At 72.2% G+C, this 18591-nt stretch carries 14 protein-coding genes and 2 tRNA genes; 11 read left to right on the forward strand and 5 right to left on the reverse strand.

From position 1 onward, the window contains the following. The first annotated feature begins 27 nt into the window (after positions 1 to 27). Both grcA2 and pflA read left to right on the forward strand, forming a co-directional pair. Entirely contained in the window at positions 28 to 273 is a 246-nt protein-coding gene (grcA2, locus tag AIF0345_RS07715; protein WP_008734270.1) for an autonomous glycyl radical cofactor GrcA2, read from the forward strand. Positions 274 to 294: 21 nt separating this feature from the next. Continuing rightward, complete coding sequence (pflA, locus tag AIF0345_RS07720) at positions 295 to 1173, forward strand: pyruvate formate-lyase-activating protein (protein ID WP_285297822.1); 879 nt, start codon at positions 295 to 297, stop codon at positions 1171 to 1173. A 42-nt stretch (positions 1174 to 1215) separates the two neighbouring features. Here the strand turns inward: pflA and AIF0345_RS07725 are convergent, their stop codons facing one another. The 5 genes from AIF0345_RS07725 to glgX form a co-directional block, all read right to left on the reverse strand. Then, positions 1216 to 2442, reverse strand: coding sequence for an HRDC domain-containing protein (locus AIF0345_RS07725; protein ID WP_285297823.1), 1227 nt, complete (start codon positions 2440 to 2442; stop codon positions 1216 to 1218). Between the two features lie 74 nt (positions 2443 to 2516). Further along, on the reverse strand, positions 2517 to 3119 hold the full coding sequence (locus AIF0345_RS07730; protein WP_043561962.1) for a DUF3000 domain-containing protein: 603 nt from the start codon (positions 3117 to 3119) through the stop codon (positions 2517 to 2519). A gap of 111 nt (positions 3120 to 3230) precedes the next feature. Beyond that, a complete protein-coding gene (gene treZ, locus AIF0345_RS07735; protein ID WP_285297824.1) occupies positions 3231 to 5081 on the reverse strand; it encodes a malto-oligosyltrehalose trehalohydrolase in 1851 nt (616 codons plus the stop codon). Further along, positions 5078 to 7750 (reverse strand): malto-oligosyltrehalose synthase, encoded by a 2673-nt coding sequence (gene treY, locus AIF0345_RS07740; RefSeq protein WP_285297825.1) that lies wholly within the window; start codon positions 7748 to 7750, stop codon positions 5078 to 5080. Before treY ends, treZ begins: the two co-directional genes overlap by 4 nt. A 27-nt stretch (positions 7751 to 7777) precedes the next feature. After that, positions 7778 to 10198, reverse strand: a complete 2421-nt coding sequence (gene glgX, locus AIF0345_RS07745; RefSeq protein WP_404975992.1) for a glycogen debranching protein GlgX — start codon at positions 10196 to 10198, stop codon at positions 7778 to 7780. 150 nt (positions 10199 to 10348) lie between these two features. On the opposite strand from glgX, the gene AIF0345_RS07750 reads away from it, so the two are divergent. The 9 genes from AIF0345_RS07750 (at position 10349) to AIF0345_RS07790 (ending at position 18591) form a co-directional block, all read left to right on the forward strand. Further along, positions 10349 to 10421, forward strand: a tRNA-Gly gene (locus AIF0345_RS07750). 1 nt (position 10422) lies between these two features. After that, a tRNA-Val gene (locus tag AIF0345_RS07755) sits at positions 10423 to 10494 on the forward strand. A gap of 162 nt (positions 10495 to 10656) precedes the next feature. Then, entirely contained in the window at positions 10657 to 11937 is a 1281-nt protein-coding gene (locus tag AIF0345_RS07760; protein ID WP_285297827.1) for a carboxylate--amine ligase, read from the forward strand. Beyond that, positions 11934 to 12980, forward strand: coding sequence for a lipid II:glycine glycyltransferase FemX (locus tag AIF0345_RS07765; RefSeq protein WP_268916780.1), 1047 nt, complete (start codon positions 11934 to 11936; stop codon positions 12978 to 12980). The genes AIF0345_RS07760 and AIF0345_RS07765 overlap by 4 nt, the downstream gene beginning before the upstream one ends. Before the next feature lie 86 nt (positions 12981 to 13066). Beyond that, positions 13067 to 15106: a threonine--tRNA ligase gene (thrS, locus tag AIF0345_RS07770; RefSeq protein WP_285297828.1), complete on the forward strand. Its 2040-nt coding sequence runs from the start codon at positions 13067 to 13069 to the stop codon at positions 15104 to 15106. After that, positions 15099 to 15749 carry an HIT family protein gene (locus tag AIF0345_RS07775; protein WP_052374820.1) on the forward strand — a complete coding sequence of 217 codons (651 nt, stop codon included), beginning with the start codon at positions 15099 to 15101 and terminating at the stop codon, positions 15747 to 15749. The genes thrS and AIF0345_RS07775 overlap by 8 nt, the downstream gene beginning before the upstream one ends. Positions 15750 to 15773: 24 nt before the next feature. Further along, positions 15774 to 16442 carry a phosphatidylinositol phosphate synthase gene (pgsA, locus tag AIF0345_RS07780; protein ID WP_268916778.1) on the forward strand — a complete coding sequence of 223 codons (669 nt, stop codon included), beginning with the start codon at positions 15774 to 15776 and terminating at the stop codon, positions 16440 to 16442. Positions 16443 to 16444: 2 nt separating this feature from the next. After that, positions 16445 to 17416, forward strand: a complete 972-nt coding sequence (locus tag AIF0345_RS07785; RefSeq protein WP_043561940.1) for a phosphatidylinositol mannoside acyltransferase — start codon at positions 16445 to 16447, stop codon at positions 17414 to 17416. After that, positions 17413 to 18591: a glycosyltransferase family 4 protein gene (locus AIF0345_RS07790; RefSeq protein ID WP_268916777.1), complete on the forward strand. Its 1179-nt coding sequence runs from the start codon at positions 17413 to 17415 to the stop codon at positions 18589 to 18591. The genes AIF0345_RS07785 and AIF0345_RS07790 overlap by 4 nt, the downstream gene beginning before the upstream one ends.

Below are 18591 nucleotides of genomic sequence, written 5' to 3' on the forward strand. Positions count from 1 at the left end.
TCTCTCATCACCAGAAAGGGGCCGATCATGGCCACGTACGAAGAGCGCCTCGCCTCGATGAAGGCGCAGCGCCAGGACAATGGGGGCGTCAAGGGCCTGTACCACGCCAACATCAACGTCCTGGACCGCAACACCCTCGAGGACGCGATGGAGCACCCGGAGAACTACCCGAACCTCACGGTCCGCGTCTCCGGCTACGCCGTCAACTTCGTCAAGCTCACGCGCGAGCAGCAGCTCGACGTCCTCAACCGCACCTTCCACGCCGGCGCCTGAGCCGGGACGGTGCCGGCTCAGATGACTGAGGCCATCGCCCCTGTGGCGCCGGGCGGCCGGGACCAGGACTTCCTGGCCCCGGCCGCCCGGCTTCGGGGGGCCGGGATCGGCGGGCTCGAGGAGCTGACCGACCTGCAGCGCTCGGAGCGTCTGGCGCGCATGCGCGAAGGGTCGCTCGGGTCCATCCACTCCTGGGAGCTCGTCACCGCAGTGGACGGGCCGGGCACCAGGATGACCATCTTCCTCAACGGCTGCCCGCTGCGCTGCCTGTACTGCCACAATCCCGACACCTTCCTCATGAAGGACGGGGAGCCGGTGACTGCCGACGAGCTGCTGCGGCGCATGAAGCGCTACCGCGGCGTGTTCCGCGCCTCGGGCGGGGGCGTCACCCTGTCCGGCGGCGAGGTCCTCATGCAGCCCGCCTTCGCCGCGCGGCTGCTGGCGGGGGCCAAGGCGATGGGGATCCACACCTGCATCGACACCTCCGGCTACCTGGGCGCCAGGTGCACCGAGGAGATGCTTGACAACATCGACCTGGTCCTCCTCGACGTCAAGAGCGGCGACGAGGAGACCTACAAGAAGGTCACCGGTCGTGAGCTCGCCCCCACCATCGCCTTCGGGGACCGGCTGGCGGCCAGGGGCATCGAGATGTGGGTGCGCTTCGTCCTCGTCCCTGATCTGACCGACGACCCGGCCAACGTCGAGAACGTCGCCCGCATCGTCGAGCGCTGGGGCAGTGCCGTCACTCGCGTGGAGGTCCTGCCCTTCCACCAGATGGGCGCCGACAAGTGGAGCGCCCTGGGCCTGGACTATCGCCTGCGCGACACCACGCCCCCCGACCCCGAGCTCGTCGAGTCCACCCGGGCGATCTTCCGCTCCCACGGATTCACCGTCCACTGAGCCGCCGCTGAATCGGCGCGCAGCCGACCGGCGGGCACGGCTTCAGGCCAGAGCGGCGGTGAGCGCCTGGCTGAGAGCCGGGCACACCTGCTCGATCTGCCACGGGCGCGCCTCCAGCGCGCTCAGCCGCGCGGCCACGGCCGCCGGGGCGGTGTCCACCCGCATTCCGGACTGGTGCGCCTGGCCGAGGTCCCAGGCGAGGCGGCGCTGAGTGTCGGGAAGCACGAGCAGCTCCTGGGGCAGCCGCAGGTCGTCCGCGCGCGAGCGGACCGTGGCGCGCACGACCTCGAGCACTCGCGCCGCCTCGGCGTGGTGGCGTCCCCACGAGCGCGGCTGCGGCAGCTCGCCGGAGGCGAGGGGCGCGTGAGTGGGCGGCAGCTCGTCCTCGGGCAGACTCATGGCGCGGTCAATGGCCTTCCACCACCGCTCCTGGTGCTGACGGGCCTGACGGGAGGAGAACTCCTTGAGCGCGGCGAGCTTGCGTCGCGATGTCGGCCGGGTCAACGCCGCCGCGATCAGCGCATGGTGGGACAGGACCTTGGACGGCGTGCGATCCAGGTCGGCGGCGAGCTCTTCGCGCGCGATCCACAGCTCGCGCAGCACGGCGAGCGACCGCCTGCTGCGCACCGCCCGGCCCGCGCGCGGGGTCTTGCGCCACGGATCGACCTTCGCCGGTCTCGGTGGCCGGGTGCGCTCGAACTCGAACTCCTGGGCCGCCCACTGCGCCTTTCCCGCGGCCGTGAGCTCGGCGCTCAGGGCCGTGCGCAGCTCGGCGAGCAGCTCGACGTCGAGTGCCGCGTAGACCAGCCAGGAGGCGGGCAGGGGGCGGATCGACCAGTCCGCGGCCGCATGGTCCTTGGCCAGCCGCAGCCCCAGGGTCTCCTCGGCAACGGCGCCGAGGCCGACGTGGGTCCGGCCCAGGAGCCGGGCCGCCAGCTCGGTGTCGAACAGCGAGCGCGGCGTCAGCCCGAGGTCGGCCAGGCACGGCAGATCCTGATCCGCCGCGTGCAGGATCCACTCCGGGCCGTCGAGCGCGCGGGCCAGCCGGTCCAGGGGGCCGGCCGTGAGCGGGTCGATGAGAATGGTGCCGCTGCCCGCGCGCCGCAGCTGGATGAGATAGGCGTCCTGCCCGTAACGGAAGCCCGAGGCGCGTTCGGCGTCCACGGCAACGGGGCCCGAGCCTGCGGCCAGGGCCTGGACGGCGCACCGTAGCGCCGCGGGGGAGTCGGTGACGGGAGGCAGGCCGTCGCGTGGACGAGTGTAGGCCACGACGCTGCTCTGCGGGATCGGGGAGTCGGTCGTCCCAGGGACGGGGGCCGCGCGCGGTGGCCGCGGACCCACCGTCACCGCACCACGCTCGCCAGCTCAATGGGCGTGGCGATCTCGGGCTCGTGTCCCGCGGCGACGTGGATCAGCTCGTACCAGGCCTCCAGGTGCGGCGTGAGGTCCGGGGTGGTGGGGCTCCATGAGGCGCGGATCTCGGCGTGCGCGCACGAGTCGGACAGCTCGAGGCCGCCGAAGGTCTCGGACAGCACCCGGGTGACGGTCCCGACCAGGGCGCGGTACCCGGCACCCGCGCCGTCCAGGGCGTCGGTGAGCCAGGACCACGCCGCCGATCCGAGCAGGGGGTCGGTGCCGACCTCCTCGTCGAGGCGGGAGCGGGCCATGACGACCAGCCGGAAGTCGCCGTCCCAGGCCTCCTGGCCGGCGGGGTCGTGCAGAACCACGAACTTGCCGGAGGCCAGGGGGGCTCCGGAGCAGGTCTCGACTGTCTCGGCGGACAGCGCCGCCGAGTAGGGGGCCAGCTTGCGCGGTGCGGGCGCCTCGTCCAGGACGAGGCCTCGGGGCCTGAATGCGTGACGCATTGACAGCAGCGCCTCGGCGAAGCGGTCGGGAACAGCGGGCTTGGGGACATGCGGGGAACCCGTGGGGGAAGATTCGGTCACCTCGCCAGGCTACCGGCGTAGACGGATGATGGCCGCTAACACGCCGAAAGAATGATTCTCCATGATGACGGACACGATCCGGGCGTACCCGGATGATTCGTTACCGAGGGTTTACCGTCCGCTGCGCGTCAGGGCGAGAGTGTCTCCCGCGCCCAGGACCGGGCCCGCGAGCGGGGCCCCCATCCAGGACAGGGCGAGGTCGAGCTCGGCGGCGTCCGGAACGAGCGCGGCGAGGCCGGTGCCCCCGGAGCCGTCGGCCGGCTTCAGGCTGACGGCGACCACCAGCTCGACGTCGTCGTGATCGGGGCGCGGAGGAACGGTGAGGACGATGGCGTCGTCGGCCTCCTGCAGTCGGGGCCACCGGGCGCGTTCGGCCAGGCGGAGCCTGCGCCGCAGGGCGATGAGGTCGCGGTACCAGGCGAGCATGCGGGCGTGGGCTGGGCTGCTCAGTGCGGCCCAGTCGAGCACCGAGGCCTCCACGGTGGAGCGGTCCTGGGGGTCGGGCACCTCGTCCGCTCCCCAGCCGAAGGAGGCGAACTCGTCGCGGCGCCCCTGCGTGACCGCCTGCGCCAGCTCGGACTCCGTGTGGTCGGTGAAGAACTGGAAGGGGCGGCGGGTGCCCCACTCCTCGCCCATGAACAGCATGGGCGTGAACGGCGACAGGATGATGAGGGCGGCCTCCGCCGCCAGCAGGTCGTCGCTCAGCGAGGCGGCCGGACGGTCCCCTGTGGCGCGGTTGCCGACCTGGTCGTGGTCGGAGTCGAAGACGACGAAGCGCCGCGGGTCCGTTCCGGCCGGCACGGGCGCGCCCCAGCTGCGGCCGCGGAAGGAGGACCAGCCCCCGTCGTGGAGGAAGGCGTGCTCGTAGACGTGGCTGAGGGCGTGCGGCGCGGCGAAGTCCGCGTAGTATCCCTGGGACTCCCCGGTGATTCGCGCGTGCAGCGCGTGGTGGACGTCGTCGGTCCACTGGGCGGTCATGCCGAGGGAGGGCATGCGGAACGGGGGGTCGTCGTGCGTGGGCGTGATCACGCCGGCGTCGTTGAGGTCCGACTCGGCCACGAGCGACAGGGGGCGACCCAGCCGCTCGGACAGGGAGGCGACGGCGTCGGACATCTCGGCCAGCAGGTGCGGGTGGGGCTCGACGGCGCTGGAGCGCTCGGCGTCGTCGCGGATCTCGTGGATGGCGTCCAGCCGCAGCGCATCGACGTGGAAGTCCGTCAGCCAGCGCAGGGCCGAGTCGATGACGAAGGCGCGCACCTGTTCGCAGCCGGGCTGGTCGTAGTTGACCGCCGAGCCCCACGGCGTCTCGTGCACCGCGGTGAAGTACGGGCCGAAGCGCCCCAGGTAGTTGCCGGAGGGGCCCAGGTGGTTGTAGACGACATCGAGGCACACGCCGATGCCGGCGGCGTGCGCGGCGTCGACGAAGCGGGCCAGGGCCGCGGGCCCGCCGTAGGCCTCGTGGACGGCCCACAGGTCGACGCCGTCGTAGCCCCAGCCCGCCCGGCCCGGGAAGCCCGCCACCGGCATGAGCTCGACCATGTCCACCCCGAGGCCGGTCAGGTGGTCGAGTCGCCGCGCGGCGGCGTCCAGGGTGCCCTCGGGGGTGAAGGTGCCCACGTGGAGCTCGTAGATGACGGCGCCGAGCAGATCCCGCCCCCGCCAGCCGTCGTCGGTCCACGTCAGGTGCGAGGCGTCGAAGACGCGGGAGGGGCCGTGGACGCCGTCGGGCTGCCAGGCGCTGCGCGGGTCGGGCAGGTCCTCGCCGTCGTCCAGCCGGTAGGCGTAGTCGGTGCCGGCGGGCAGGGGGCGGGGACTCACCCACCAGCCGCCTTCGCACGGCTCCATGGCCGTCACCTCGCCCGTGGCGGGCAGGTGGAGGCCGACGCAGCCGGCCTGCGGGGCCCACACTGGTACGCGCGGGCCCGCCGGCAGGGCGGGGGAGTGCCAGGAAGATGTGCTCATGCGTCGTCTCCGTCGTCTCCGTCGTCTCCGTCGTCTCTGTCGTCTCTGTCGTCTTCGTTGTCCTCTCGGTCGTCCTTCCGGTCCAGGGCCAGCACGACGACGGGAAGGTCCCCGACCACGTCCGCCAGGCGCTGGGCCCCGCCGTCGACGGGGCGGTCCGTCAGGACCTCGGTCCAGGGGCCGTCGGGAAGGACGACGCTCTCCTCGCGCCAGCCCCCCAGCCGCCGCAGCCGGCGGCCCAGGCGGCGCACGATGACCACGACGTCGGGCTCCTCGTCGAGCAGACGGGCATAGGCGAAGGCGTGGGAGGTCGTCACCGGCACCGCGCGGTAGCCCGAGCGTGGCCCGACGAAGGTGTCCCGCCGCTCGGCGCGCAACCGGGCCAGACGCTGGGTCAGCCGCAGCTTGTCCTGGTCGAGCGTGTGCGGCGAGCCGGCGGAGACCTGGGCCAGCAGCTCGCGCAGGCCCCCCTGGCCGTCGTAGTCCACCGGCCTGCGGTTGTCGGGGTCGACCAGGCTCGTGCGCGTCAGCTCGCTGCCCTGGTAGACATCCGCCACGCCCAGCCAGGTCAGCGCCATGGCCTTGTTCGCCAGGATGATCGCGGACACGTCCCGGGCGGTCAGCGCGGCGAAGGCGTTGAGCTCCTCGGCCGTGCCCGGGTCGGAGAGCAGGTAGGCGGCGTAGTCGGTCAGGCCCTGCTCGCGGTCGGCGTCGGGGGCGGACCAGGTGGTCCAGCTCTTCTGCTCGCGCGAGGCCTTGATGAGGTAGGCGGCGAGACGCTCGGCGGTCATGGGATCGCCGGAGTCCGGCGCCCACGTGCCCCACAGGGTCTGCCACAGGAGGTTCTCGGTGCGCCCGTCCAGGTCGGTGGGGCGCACGTCCTCGGTGGCGGCCCGCAGCCGGTGGACCAGGTCCGTCCACTCCTCGGCGTAGGAGGCCAGCACGTCGAGACGCGCGCGCACGTCCTCCCCGCGCTTGGTGTCGTGAGTGGTGGTGGTCACCATGGTGCACGGCCACACGTCCTGGACCCGGTCCGCCCAGGCGTGCGCCTCATCCGCTCCCAGGGCGAAGCCGCTCGGGTTGCCGCCCACCTCGGTCAGGCTGGTCAGGTGGGTCCACCGGTAGAAGGCCGTGTCCTCCACACCCTTGGCGGTCACCGCCCCGCAGACCTGCTGGAAGCGGATCACGGCCTCGGCGCGCAGCGGAGAGGCCGTCAGGCCCTCCGAGCCGACCGGCTCGCCGAGCAGGAGCGCGACCACCATGTCGAGGGTCTCGCCCTGGTCGGCCTCCAGGCGGGAGCGGGCGCGCTCGGCGTCGGCGTGCAGCACCGCCTCCTGGTCGGGGTCGGCGGCCTGCCCGGGCCGGACGTAGGCGCGGTAGCGCCGCGCGGCGACGAGCAGCTCGACGACGCAGGCGCGCAGGTCGTGCAGCGTGTGGTCGCGCAGGCGCACGTCCTGGACGGTCAGCTTGTCCAGCAGCCGCGCCAGGCGATTGACCTCCGCGGCCAGCGAGCCGTTGATGACCTCCCGCTTGGCCTGCTCGACGACCTGCTCGTACTCGATGGGCCCCCGCCCGGTCATCTCGTGCATGAGGGCGCCCAGCCGCGCCGCCCCGCCGGGGTCGACCTGCAGCTGGTCGATGCGCCAGGAGGCGTCGTACCCCGTCGTGCCGGCCACGTGCCAGCCCACCGGCAGGGGCTCGTCGGGGGCGAGGATCTTCTCGGCGGCGATCCAGGCCCCGCCGGTGGCCTCCCACAGGTGGTTGAGGTAGCCGGTGGGGTCCGCCAGGCCGTCGGGGTGGTCGACCCGCAGGGAGTCCACCGTCCCCCGGCGCAGCAGGTCGAGGACGAGCTCGTGGGAGCCGGCGAAGACCTCCGGGTCCTCCACCCGGATCGCGGCGAGGGTGCCGACATCGAAGAAGCGCCGGTAGTTCGTCTCCGCGTCGCCGACCTTCCAGTAGGCCAGCCGGTAGTGCTGGCGCCCGACCAGCACGTGCATGGGCAGGGACTGGGTGCCCTCGGCGACGGGGAAGACGTGGTCGAAGTAGCGCAGCACCCACTGCTCGCCGCGCTCGGGCTCGGTGGGCACGACCATGCGCTCCAGCACGAGCTGCTCGTCGGCGAGCACCTTGCCGATGCGCGCGCCGAGCACCGGCATGAGGATGGGCGCATCGACGGGCACGTCGAACCACGAGGCGAAGGGGGAGCCCGGACCGTTGCGCAGCACGGACCACAGGGGCAGGTTGTGCCACGCGGGGGTGGGCACGGCCATGTGGTTGGGCACGATGTCCAGGACCAGGCCCATCCCCGCCGCGTGGACGTCGTCGGCCAGGCGCTCCAGCCCGGCGCGCCCGCCCATGACCTCGCTGATGCGGGTGTGGTCGACGACGTCGTAGCCGTGCGTCGATCCCGGAGCCGCGGCGAGCACGGGGGAGAGGTAGACGTCGGTGACGCCCAGGTCGCGCAGGTAGGGCACCAGGCGGCGGGCGTCGTCGAAGGTGAGTGCGCTGCCCATCTGGAGCCGGTAGGTCGTCACCGGGGTGCGGCGCCCGTCGGCGGGCACGTGCCCCGACCAGGGCGCGTACCCCTCGGGGACGGGCGCCGCCTCGGTTGCTGTCGTGGTCTCCTGCTGAGCCGGTTCGTGGGCCGCCTCCTGAGCTGGCTCGGTCATCGTGTCCTTCCCCCTCGCGGGTGTCGGTCAGGTCGTCTCCGGGGCCGATATCAGGAACAGCATAGAACGGGCCTCGACGACGACCTGCTCGCCGGCGTTGAGCGAATCGTGGGGCTCGCTGTCCACGGCCGGGGCGGTGTCGAGGGCCACGACCCAGCCCTCGGAGTGACCCAGGCCCGGCAGGGTGAAGGTGATGTCCTTCTCGCTGGCGTTGATCAGCACGAGGAAGGAGTCGTCGGCAACGCGGCGTCCCTGCTCGTCGGGCTCGGCGATGGCGTCGCCGTTGAGGAAGACCATCATGGCGCGGGCGTACCAGGCGCCCCAGTCCTGATCGGTCATGCGCTCGCCTGAGGGCCGCAGCCACTCGATCTCGCCCAGGTCGGACTCGCCGCCGTGGGAGGCGGCGCCGGAGAAGAAGCGGCGTCGGCGCAGCACGGGGTGGTTGCGGCGCAGCCACACCATGGTCCGCGTGAAGCTCAGCAGGTCGCGGTCCTCCTCGTCCAGGTCCCAGTCGATCCAGGAGATTTCGTTGTCCTGGCAGTAGGCGTTGTTGTTGCCGTCCTGGGTGCGCCCCATCTCGTCTCCGTGGCAGATCATGGGAACGCCCTGGCTGAACAGGATGGTGGCCAGGAAGTTGCGCGTCTGGCGCTTGCGCAGGGAGATCACCGCGGGATCGTCGGTGGGGCCCTCGACCCCGCAGTTCCACGAGCGGTTGTCGTTGGCGCCGTCCCGGTTGTCCTCCAGGTTGGCCTCATTGTGCTTCTCGTTGTAGGACACCAGGTCGGCCATGGTGAACCCGTCGTGGGCGGTGACGAAGTTGATGCTGGCCACGGGCGTGCGCCCGGAGTGCTGGTACAGGTCGGAGGACCCGGTGATGCGGGAGGCGAACTCGCCCAGGGTGGAGGGCTCCCCGCGCCAGAAGTCGCGCACCGTGTCGCGGTAGGTGCCGTTCCACTCGCTCCACAGGGGAGGGAAGCCGCCGACGTTGTAGCCGCCCTCGCCCACGTCCCAGGGCTCGGCGATGAGCTTGGTCTGCGACAGGATCGGGTCCTGGTGGATGATGTCGAAGAAGGCGCTGAGCTTGTCGACCTCGTGGAACTGGCGCGCCAGGGTCGAGGCCAGGTCGAAGCGGAAGCCGTCCACGTGCATCTCGGTGACCCAGTAGCGCAGGGAGTCCATAATGAGCTGGAGGACCGCGGGGGAGCGCATGAGCAGGGAGTTGCCGGTGCCCGTGGTGTCGAAGTAGTGGGCCTGGTCGCCGTCCACGAGCCGGTAGTAGGCGACATTGTCCAGACCGCGGAAGGACAGGGTGGGGCCCATGTGGTTGCCCTCGGCGGTGTGGTTGTAGACGACGTCGAGGATGACCTCGATGTCGGCCTCGTGGAAGGCCTTGACCATCGACTTGAACTCCTGGACCTGCTGGCCGCCGGCGCTGTAGGCGGCGTAGCCGTTGTGCGGGGCGAAGAAGCCGATCGTGTTGTACCCCCAGTAGTTCGACAGGCCCTTGTCCTGCAGGTAGGTGTCGTTGACGTACTGGTGGACCGGCATGAGCTCGATGGCGGTGATGCCGAGCTTCTTGAGATGGTCGATGACGGCCGGCTGGGCCAGGCCCGCATAGGTGCCGCGCAGCTCCTCGGGCACGAGCGGGTTGAGCTTGGTCATGCCCTTGACATGGGCCTCGTAGATGATCGTGTTGTGGTACTCGTGCGCCGGCGGGCGGTCGTGGCCCCAGTCGAAGTACGGGGAGATGACGACCGACCGCATGGTGGCGCCGGCGGAGTCCTCCTCGTTGCGCACCGAGGCGTCGTTGAAGTCGTAGGAGTACAGGGACTGCGAGGCCCTGACGTGCCCGGAGATCGCCTTGGCGTACGGGTCCAGCAGCAGCTTGGAGGCGTCGCAGCGCAGGCCGCGGGCGGGGTCGTAGGGCCCGTGCACGCGGTAGCCGTAGTACTGGCCGGGGCGGACCGTGGGCAGGTAGGCGTGCCACACGTCCGCATCCACCTCCGTCAGGTCGACCCGGGTCTCGGCGCCGGACTCGTCGAACAGGCACAGCTCGACCCGCTCGGCCACGGATGAGAAGACCGCGAAGTTGGTGCCCGAGCCGTCATAGGTCGCGCCCAGCGGGTAGGGCTGCCCCGGCCAGGTCGTGAGAGTCGGGACGGGCGCTGTGGTCGGAGTGCTGACGGGGGCCGCCGTCTGCGGCTGGTCGGGCGTGGGGGCGGTTATCGGCGTGAGGGCGCCGACGCCGGTCGCCGAGGCCGGGGCGATGACGGGCGCATTATCGGCGGCGCTGGCGGCGCTGGCGGCGCTGGCGGCGCTGGCGGCGCTGGCAGTGACGACGGCGGGCTCGGGGGCGGTGTCAGCGGGCGTGGTGGCGGCCTGGTCGGGTGTCGGGGCGGCGGCGGTGTCGGTGGCTACGGGCCCTGGGCGGTCGGGCGTGGTGGGCATGTCAGACGGCATAGGGACACTTTGCCACGTGCGCGGCTCCGACGCCGCAGCATCACGGTTCGAGGTCGCGCACCGGGGCCGATTTGGTCTGGCGCCCGTGCTCTGCTACTTTTCCTCCCGCACCGGTTACCGGCTCCTCGCCGGCGGCGCGCGGATGTGGCTCAGTTGGTAGAGCATCACCTTGCCAAGGTGAGGGTCGCGGGTTCGAGTCCCGTCATCCGCTCGGGCGATTGGCGCAGCGGTAGCGCGCTTCCCTGACACGGAAGAGGTCACTGGTTCGATCCCAGTATCGCCCACTCAGCCACCCGGCCCGGAACATCGTGTTCCGGGCCTTCATCGCGGCCGCCCCTCCCGCGGCCGCTCCGTCCGTCGGCCCTTCCCAGCACCCGTTCACCACCGATCATCTCGACCATGCTGCCGGGGCCCGCACGCGGGCTCGGCCGGACCTAGGAGAACATGTGGCCCTCTCAGCGCGCAGGCCCTCGCGCCCAGACCTGCTTCCCGTGGTGATCGGCGGTGACATCGGGGGCTACGCGCTGGCCCGCCAGCTCCACGACGCCACCGGGCAGCGGGTGACCCTGCTGTCGCCCAGCCCCATCGAGGCGATCGCCCTGTCGAGCTATATCGACGTCGTCCACCAGGACTCGCGCGACGAGACAGCCATGGTCGCCCGCCTGCGCGAGCTCGTCGAGGGCCGGGCGCCGCGCAGCGCCGTGGTCATCGCCAACCGCGACGCGACCGCCCAGCTCCTCATCGCCCACCGCGCAGAGCTGGAGCCGGAGTACGTCGTGCCCTTCCCGAGCGCCGAGGCGATGAGCGCCCTGAGCGACAAGGTCGCCTTCGCCGCGGCCTGCGCCGAGCAGGGGCTGCGCACCCCGCGGCAGGTCGTCGTGGACTGCTCCGCGCTCGCGGACGCCGACCCCGAGATCGATATCCCCTTCCCCCTGGTCGGCAAGGCCGCCGTCGGCGCGGACTGGGACGCCGTCGAGTTCCCCGGCCAGCGCAAGATCTACTTCCTCGACACCCCCGCGGACCTCGCCTCGCTGTGGTCCGACCTGCGGGGCGCCGGCTACCGGTCCACCTTCCTCATCCAGGAGCGGATCCCGGGCGGGGACGACGCCATGCGCTCGGTGACCGCGTACATGGCCTCCGACGGACGGATGACCATGATCGGCTCGGCGCGCGTGCTTCTGGAGGACCACACGCCCACCCTCATCGGCAACCCCGTCGCCATGATCACCGAGCCCTTCCCCGACCTGTGGGAGGGCGCCGAGAAGCTGCTGACGTCCGTCGGGTACCGGGGATTCGCGAACTTCGACGTCAAGATCGACCCGCGGGGCGGAGCCCCGGTCTACTTCGAGCTCAACCCCCGCATTGGGCGGAACTCCTTCTACATGAGCGCCGCGGGCGTCAACCCCATGGTCGTCATGATCCGCGACCTGGTCGACGGCAGCCCGGGGCCGCGCCGGGAGGCCGCCGACGAGGTGCTCTACAGCCTCCTGCCGCGCCACCTCGTGCTCCACCAGGTCGACGACCCCCTTCTGCGACGGCGCGTCCTGCGGCTCGCGGCGCGCGCGGTCGACCCGCTGCTCGACCCCGCGGAGCGCTCCGTGCGCCGTCGTCTGCTCATCACCGCCCAGAAGCTCAACCACGACCGCAAGTTCCACCGCTACCACCCGCGGCCCCTGCGCCTGCGGCTGCGCCGAGCGGACCCGCCCACCGATCTGGAGATCCCATGACTCACGCCCCCCGCACCACCCGGCGCCCCGAGACCCTCCGCCCCATCTCCCCCAAGGACATGCGCGTGGCCATCGGCTGCACCCCGGCGCCCATCGAGCAGCTCGAGCCCTGGGAGGACTACGAGGCCAGCCAGGGGCACCCCCTGTTCGGGCGCTACGTCTACGAGGACGACGGCAGGCCCGTCGCCGTCCTCGCCCTGTACCGCTACGAGATCGGGGGGCAGCGCTTCCTGTGGGCCAAGCACGGGCCCATCTGGCTCAAGGAGCAGAGCCCCGAGCGCGAGGCGCACCTGCGCGAGCTGCTCGTGCGGGAGATCAGGCTGAAGGACTCCCGCGTGGTGTTCGTGCGCATGCACGCTCGCTACCGGGCGGCGGACACCCGCGAGCTGCTCTCGACCATCACCTACGACCGGACCTTCGTCATCGACCTGCGGCCGCGCACCCCCGATGCCATCGCGGCCGCCATGCCCAAGGACGGCCGCCGCGGCGTCAAGCGGGCCGACCGGGTCGCGACCGAGGCGGGCTGCGTCATGGCCGAGGAGACAGGGCTCGACCGCCGGGCCTTCGACGAGGTCTACCAGGTGATGGTCACCACGGCCGAGCGCGACGGCTTCCGCCCCCACCCCGCCGAGGTCTACTGGGACATGCTGCGCACCCTGGGCCCGGAGCACGCCAGGCTCTTCGTCCTGCGCCGCGACGGCGCGCCCCACTGCTGGGACCTCGTCACCGTCTCCGGCAAGGCCGCCGTCGCCTACTACGGGGCCTCCTCGGACGAGTCGCGGGGGTTCCGCGGCGCCGAGGCCCTCGACTGGTTCGTGGCCCGCACCCTGGCCGCCGAGGGCAAGGACTCCTTCGACCTCATGGGGGCCGACTCCGCCCGTGTGCCCGAGCTCTACGGGGTGGGCCGTTACAAGAAGCGCTTCGCCCACCACGCCACCGAGGTCGACGGCGCCTGGGACATCCCGATTCACAGGGCTGTCTACGCCGCCCTGGTCCGCGCCCGCCGCGTGCGCCACCTGGTGCGCGACCGCCTGGGCGTCTGAGCAGGCGCTGGCCGACGAGTAGACTCCCGGCCGTCAGCGGGTGCACCAGTGCAGCGCCCGGTCCACAACTCACCAGGAGCAGACTCGTGCCAGCCCAGCCCACCATCGACATCACCCTCGACGGCGCCGTGCGCAGCGTCGAGGCGGGCACCACCGGGACCGCGCTCTTCGGACAGGATCGCGCGGTCGTCGCCATGCGGGTCGATGGCGAGCCGTGGGACCTGGACAGGACCGTTCCCGCGGGCGCGAGCGTGGAGCCCATCACCCTCGGCTCCGAGGACGGCCTGAACATCCTGCGCCACTCCGTCACCCACGTCATGGCCCAGGCCGTCCAGGAGATCTTCCCCGACGTCGACCTCGGCATCGGCCCCTTCATCACCGACGGCTTCTACTACGACTTCGGTGGCATCGACGCCGTCACCCCCGAGCTCCTGCGCGACATCGAGAAGCGCATGAAGCGCATCGTCAAGGAGGGCCAGACCTTCCGACGCCGGGACATCACCGAGGCCGAGGGGCGCGCCGAGCTCGCCGACCAGCCCTACAAGCTCGAGCTCATCACCACCAAGGGCGCCGGCGCCGAAGGCGCCTCGGTGGAGGTGGGCAGGGGCGGCCTCACCGTGTACGACAACGTGCGCCGCGACGGGACCGTGGCCTGGAAGGACCTGTGCCGCGGCCCCCACCTGCCCTCCACCCGGCTCATCGGCCAGGGCTTCGCCCTGACCAAGTCATCCTCCGCCTACTGGAGGGGCGACCAGCACGGGGACTCCCTCCAGCGCATCTACGGCACCGCCTGGGCCTCCAAGGAGGACCTGCGGGCCTACCAGGAGCGCCTCAGGGAGGCCGAGCGCCGCGACCACCGCAGGCTGGGGGCCGAGCTCGACCTCTTCTCCTTCCCCGAGGAGATCGGCCCCGGCCTGGTGGTCTTCCACCCCAGGGGCGGCATGCTCCGTCACCAGATCGAGAGCCATGTGATCCGACGGCACGAGGAGGCCGGCTTCGACTTCGTCCACACCCCCGAGATCTCCAAGGGCGGCCTCTTCCACACCTCGGGCCACCTGCCCTACTACGCCGACACCATGTTCCCGCCCATGCTCGCCGACGAGGAGCGCGACGCGGCGGGCGCCATCACCAGGGCCGGGCAGGAGTACTACCTCAAGGCCATGAACTGCCCCATGCACAACCTCATCTTCCGCTCCCGGGGCCGCTCCTACCGCGAGCTGCCGCTGCGCTTCTTCGAGATGGGCCGTGACTACCGGTACGAGAAGTCCGGCGTCGTCCACGGGCTGACCCGCATGCGCGGCTTCACCCAGGACGACTCCCACACCTACTGCACCCCCGAGCAGGCCGGTGAGGAGATCCGCGCCCAGATCGACTTCTTCCTGTCCATCCTGTCCGACTTCGGGCTGACCGACTTCTACCTGGAGCTGTCCACCCGCGACGACGGCGCCAGGAAGGACAAGTTCATCGGCTCCGAGGCGGACTGGGCCGCCGCCACCGCCGCCCTCCGGGAGGCCTGCGACGCCTCCGGCCTGGAGGTCGTCCCCGACCCCGGCGGCGCCGCCTTCTACGGCCCCAAGGTCTCCGTCCAGGTCAAGGACGCCATCGGCCGCACCTGGCAGATGTCCACCATCCAGTACGACTTCAACCAGCCCGAGCGCTTCGACCTGGAGTACACGGCGGCCGACGGGACCCACCGGCGCCCCGTCATGATCCACTCCGCCAAGCTGGGCAGCGTGGAGCGCTTTATCGGCGTGCTCACCGAGCACTACGCCGGGGCCTTCCCCGCCTGGCTGGCACCCGTCCAGGCGCGGCTCGTGCCCGTGGCCGAGGTCTTCGACGACTACGTCAAGGACATCGCCGCACGCCTGCGCGCCGCGGGCGTGCGGGCGGAGACCGACCTGTCGGACGATCGCTTCAGCAAGAAGATCCGCAACGCCGCCAAGGAGAAGGTGCCCTTCATCCTCATCGCCGGGGGCGACGACGTGGAGGCCGGCGCCGTCTCCTTCCGCTTCCGCGACGGCGAGCAGTGCAACGGGGTGCCGGTCGACCAGGCCGTGGCGCACATCGCCGGCGTCATCGGGGCCCGCGTCAACGACCCGGCGGGGGAGAGGCTCACCCGTGGCTGAGCACCCCGAGACCGAGGCCGACGCCCTGGCGGGCCTGGAGGGCGCCGTCGTGGACGGCGTGCGCATCGAGACGCCCTTCCAGCACGCCGACGCCCCCGACCCCTTCGGGCGGTTGTGGACGCCCCACCGCATGGTCTACATCGGCGGGCAGGACAGGCCCGAGGACTCCTCGCCCGGCCAGTGCCCCTTCTGCGCGGCGCCCGGGCGGGAGGACCGGCAGGCGCTGATCGTCCACCGGGGCGAGAGCGCCTACGTGCTGATGAACCTCTACCCGTACAACACCGGCCACCTCCTGGTGTGCCCCTACCGGCACATCTCGGACTGGACCGAGGCATCGGAGGACGAGCGCATCGAGATCGGCAGGCTGACCGCCCGCGCCATGGAGGTCGTCCGCTCCGTGTCCCACCCCCACGGCTTCAACCTGGGCATGAACCAGGGCGAGGTCGCCGGGGCCGGTATCGCCGCCCACCTCCACCAGCACATCGTTCCGCGCTGGACCGGCGACGCCAACTTCATGCCCATCATCGGCAAGACGAAGCCCGTCCCCCAGCTCCTGGGCGTCCAGCGCGACCAGCTCGCCGCCGCCTGGGACGGCGCTCCTGCCCACCTAGCCGGCCCCGACGACTCCGTACAACCCCGATGACCCAGACGACCCCGTAAGGACTCCATGCTCGGACAGCACGGCCGAGGCCTGACCAAGGCACTGCTCACCCGCCCCGCGCTCGCCATGGCCCGGGCGGGGATCACTCCTGACATGCTCACCGTGGCCGGCACGGTCCTGACGGTGGGCGTGGCCGTGGCGACCCTTCCGCAGGGCCGCTTCCTCGCCGGCCCGCCCCTGCTGGGACTCGCCCTGGCGGGGGACTCCCTCGACGGCATCCTCGCCCGGGCCACAGGGCGCAGCTCGGTCTTCGGCGCCTTCCTCGACTCCACGCTCGACCGGCTCGCCGACGGTGCCGTCTTCGCCTCCCTGGCCGCCTGGGCGGCCCTGACCATGAGGACCGACAGCGCCGCGCTGCGCACGGTCACGGTCGGTCTCGCCCTGGCCTGCATCGTGCTGGCCGCGGCCGTGCCCTACGCCCGGGCCCGCGCCGAGTCCATCGGAGCCGCCGCCTCGGTGGGGATCGCCGAGCGCACCGACCGCCTGGTGGTGGCCCTCGTGGCGGCCTTCGCGGTCGGTCTCGGGGCGCCCCAGTGGGTGCTGTCCGCGGCGCTCGGCTACGTGGCGCTGGCCTCCTTCATCACCGTCATCCAGCGCATTGTCGCGGTCCGCCGTCAGGCGGTGGGCCGAGCGGCCCCTGCGGCCGGTGGCGGAGGACCGGAGGAGGGCGCGTGAGCATGGCGGTCAACGACCTGTACCGTTTCGCCTGGCGGCACGTGCCCGCACTGCCGGCGCCGGTGGGCTACGGGCTGTTCCGCGCCGGGGCCGACGCCGCGTGGGGGCTGCACCGCCTGGGCGCCGGGGCCGCCGGCGTCGGGCAGCTGGAGAGGAACCTGGCGCGCGTCCTGCCCGCGCCCACGAGTCCGCGGCAGGTGCGGCGGGCCTCCCGGCGGGCGATGCGCTCCTACATGCGCTACTTCTACGAGGCCTTCGCCCTGGCCGGCATGAGCGAGGAGCAGATCCTGGCGCGCGTGCGCGCCGACATGCCCCCGCGGGTGCACGCCGACCTGCGGCGGGGCTCGATCGTGCTGGCCGTGGGCCACATGGGCAACTGGGACCTGGTGGGCGCCTGGGCGTGCCGGCGGCTGGCGACCGTTCTGACTGTGGCCGAGCGACTCGAGCCGGCCGACCTGTTCGACCAGTTCGTCGCCTTCCGCGAGCGGCTCGGCATGAGGATCCTTGGCCAGGGCCGCGGTGAGAGGGTCTTCGACCGGCTCGTCGCCGCCGCGCAGGACGGGGGGCCCTACGTCATCCCGCTGCTGGCCGACCGGGACCTGTCGGCCTCCGGCCTGGAGGTGGACCTGTGCGGCCACACCGCGCGCTTCGCCGCCGGGCCCGCCGCCCTGGCGCAGCGCCTGGACCTGCCCCTGTACGTCGCCGGCATGCACTACGAGGCCCTGGCGGGCGAGCGCCGTCGGGCCGCGGGGTCGCGGTGGGGCCTGGTGCTGACCCTGCGGGAGGTGCCCCGCCCCCCGGGCCCGGGCGGCCCTGAGCTGGTCGTGGCGCACACGCGCGCCTGGGCGGCCGCCATGGGTCCGCTGCTCGCCGAGCACGCCGTCGACTGGCACATGCTCCAGCCGGTCTTCGACGCCGATCTCGACCACGAGCGGCTCGCGCGCAGCCACGCGAAGCAGGAGGGGCGCGCATGAGGATCGGTCTTGTGTGCCCGTACTCCCTGGACGCGCCCGGAGGGGTGCAGGCCCATGTCATGGACCTGGCCGCCGAGCTGCGCGGGCGGCGCCACGATGTGCGGGTCCTGGCGCCGGCCGCAGCCGACTCCGACCTGCCCGAGTGGGTCACCTCGGCGGGCGACTCGATCGCCATCCCGTACAACGGCTCGGTCGCCCGCCTCAACTTCGGTGCGGCCGTGGCCCGGCGGGCGCGCCGCTGGCTGGACGCCTACGACTTCGACCTGCTCCACATCCATGAGCCGAGCATGCCCAGCGTCGGTACGATCGCCCTCCAGGCGGCCTCCTGTCCCGTGGTGGGGACCTTCCACGCCGCCATGCCGCGATCCCTGGCTCGCAAGCTGCTCTCCCCGGCCGCGGTCCCGCTCATGGAGAGGATCACTGCGCGCATCGCCGTGTCGGAGGAGGCGCGTCGCACCCTCATCCAGTACCACGGCGGTGACGCCGTGGTGATCCCCAACGGCGTGTACGTCGCTCCTTTCACCGCCGCCAAGAGGGACCCGCGCTTCGCCGGCAGTCCCCAGGCTCCGACGATCTCCTTCCTGGGACGCCTGGACGAGCCCCGCAAAGGGCTGCAGGTACTGGCCGCGGCCATTCCCGCCGTCCTGGAGCGCGTCCCCGGGGCCCGCTTCCTCATCGCCGGCCGCGGCGAGGCCGGGCCCCAGCGCGCCGCCCTGGCCCGATACGGCGATGCCGTGACCTTCCTCGGCGGAGTCTCGGATGAGGACAAGGCGAGCCTGCTCGCCTCGTCCTCATGCTATGTGGCCCCCCAGACCGGTCGCGAGTCCTTCGGAATCGTACTGGTGGAGGCCATGGCCGCCGGCACCCGGGTCGTCGCCTCGGACCTGGCGGCCTTCTCCGACGTCCTGGGCGCGGGCGCCTACGGGGCGCTGTTCCGCAACGGGGACGGAGCGGACCTGGCCCGCGCCATCGTGGACACGCTCACCGACACGCGCGCCGCGGACGCCAGGCGCGAGGCCGCCGCCGCCGTCGTGGGCCGCTACGACTGGTCGGCCGTCACCGACTCCGTGCTCGACGTCTACGACATGGCGCTGTCCACCGCCCACACCCGAGTGACCGTCGCACCGGGCTCGCGCACCATGGTGGGGCGCCTGCGCGACGCCCTGGAGGACTGA

It is taken from the genome of Actinomyces israelii (assembly GCF_030253495.1).
Taxonomy (GTDB): Bacteria; Actinomycetota; Actinomycetes; order Actinomycetales; family Actinomycetaceae; genus Actinomyces; species Actinomyces israelii.

What these genes read in the sequence shown, in the direction of transcription:
- grcA2 (WP_008734270.1), top strand. Translation starts at nt 28, where the DNA reads ATGGCCACGTACGAAGAGCGCCTCGCCTCGATGAAGGCGCAGCGCCAG.
- pflA (WP_285297822.1), top strand. Translation starts at nt 295, where the DNA reads ATGACTGAGGCCATCGCCCCTGTGGCGCCGGGCGGCCGGGACCAGGAC.
- treZ (WP_285297824.1), bottom strand. Translation starts at nt 5,081, where the DNA reads ATGAGCACATCTTCCTGGCACTCCCCCGCCCTGCCGGCGGGCCCGCGC.
- treY (WP_285297825.1), bottom strand. Translation starts at nt 7,750, where the DNA reads ATGACCGAGCCAGCTCAGGAGGCGGCCCACGAACCGGCTCAGCAGGAG.
- glgX (WP_404975992.1), bottom strand. Translation starts at nt 10,198, where the DNA reads ATGCCCACCACGCCCGACCGCCCAGGGCCCGTAGCCACCGACACCGCC.
- AIF0345_RS07765 (WP_268916780.1), top strand. Translation starts at nt 11,934, where the DNA reads ATGACTCACGCCCCCCGCACCACCCGGCGCCCCGAGACCCTCCGCCCC.
- pgsA (WP_268916778.1), top strand. Translation starts at nt 15,774, where the DNA reads ATGCTCGGACAGCACGGCCGAGGCCTGACCAAGGCACTGCTCACCCGC.
- AIF0345_RS07785 (WP_043561940.1), top strand. Translation starts at nt 16,445, where the DNA reads ATGGCGGTCAACGACCTGTACCGTTTCGCCTGGCGGCACGTGCCCGCA.
- AIF0345_RS07790 (WP_268916777.1), top strand. Translation starts at nt 17,413, where the DNA reads ATGAGGATCGGTCTTGTGTGCCCGTACTCCCTGGACGCGCCCGGAGGG.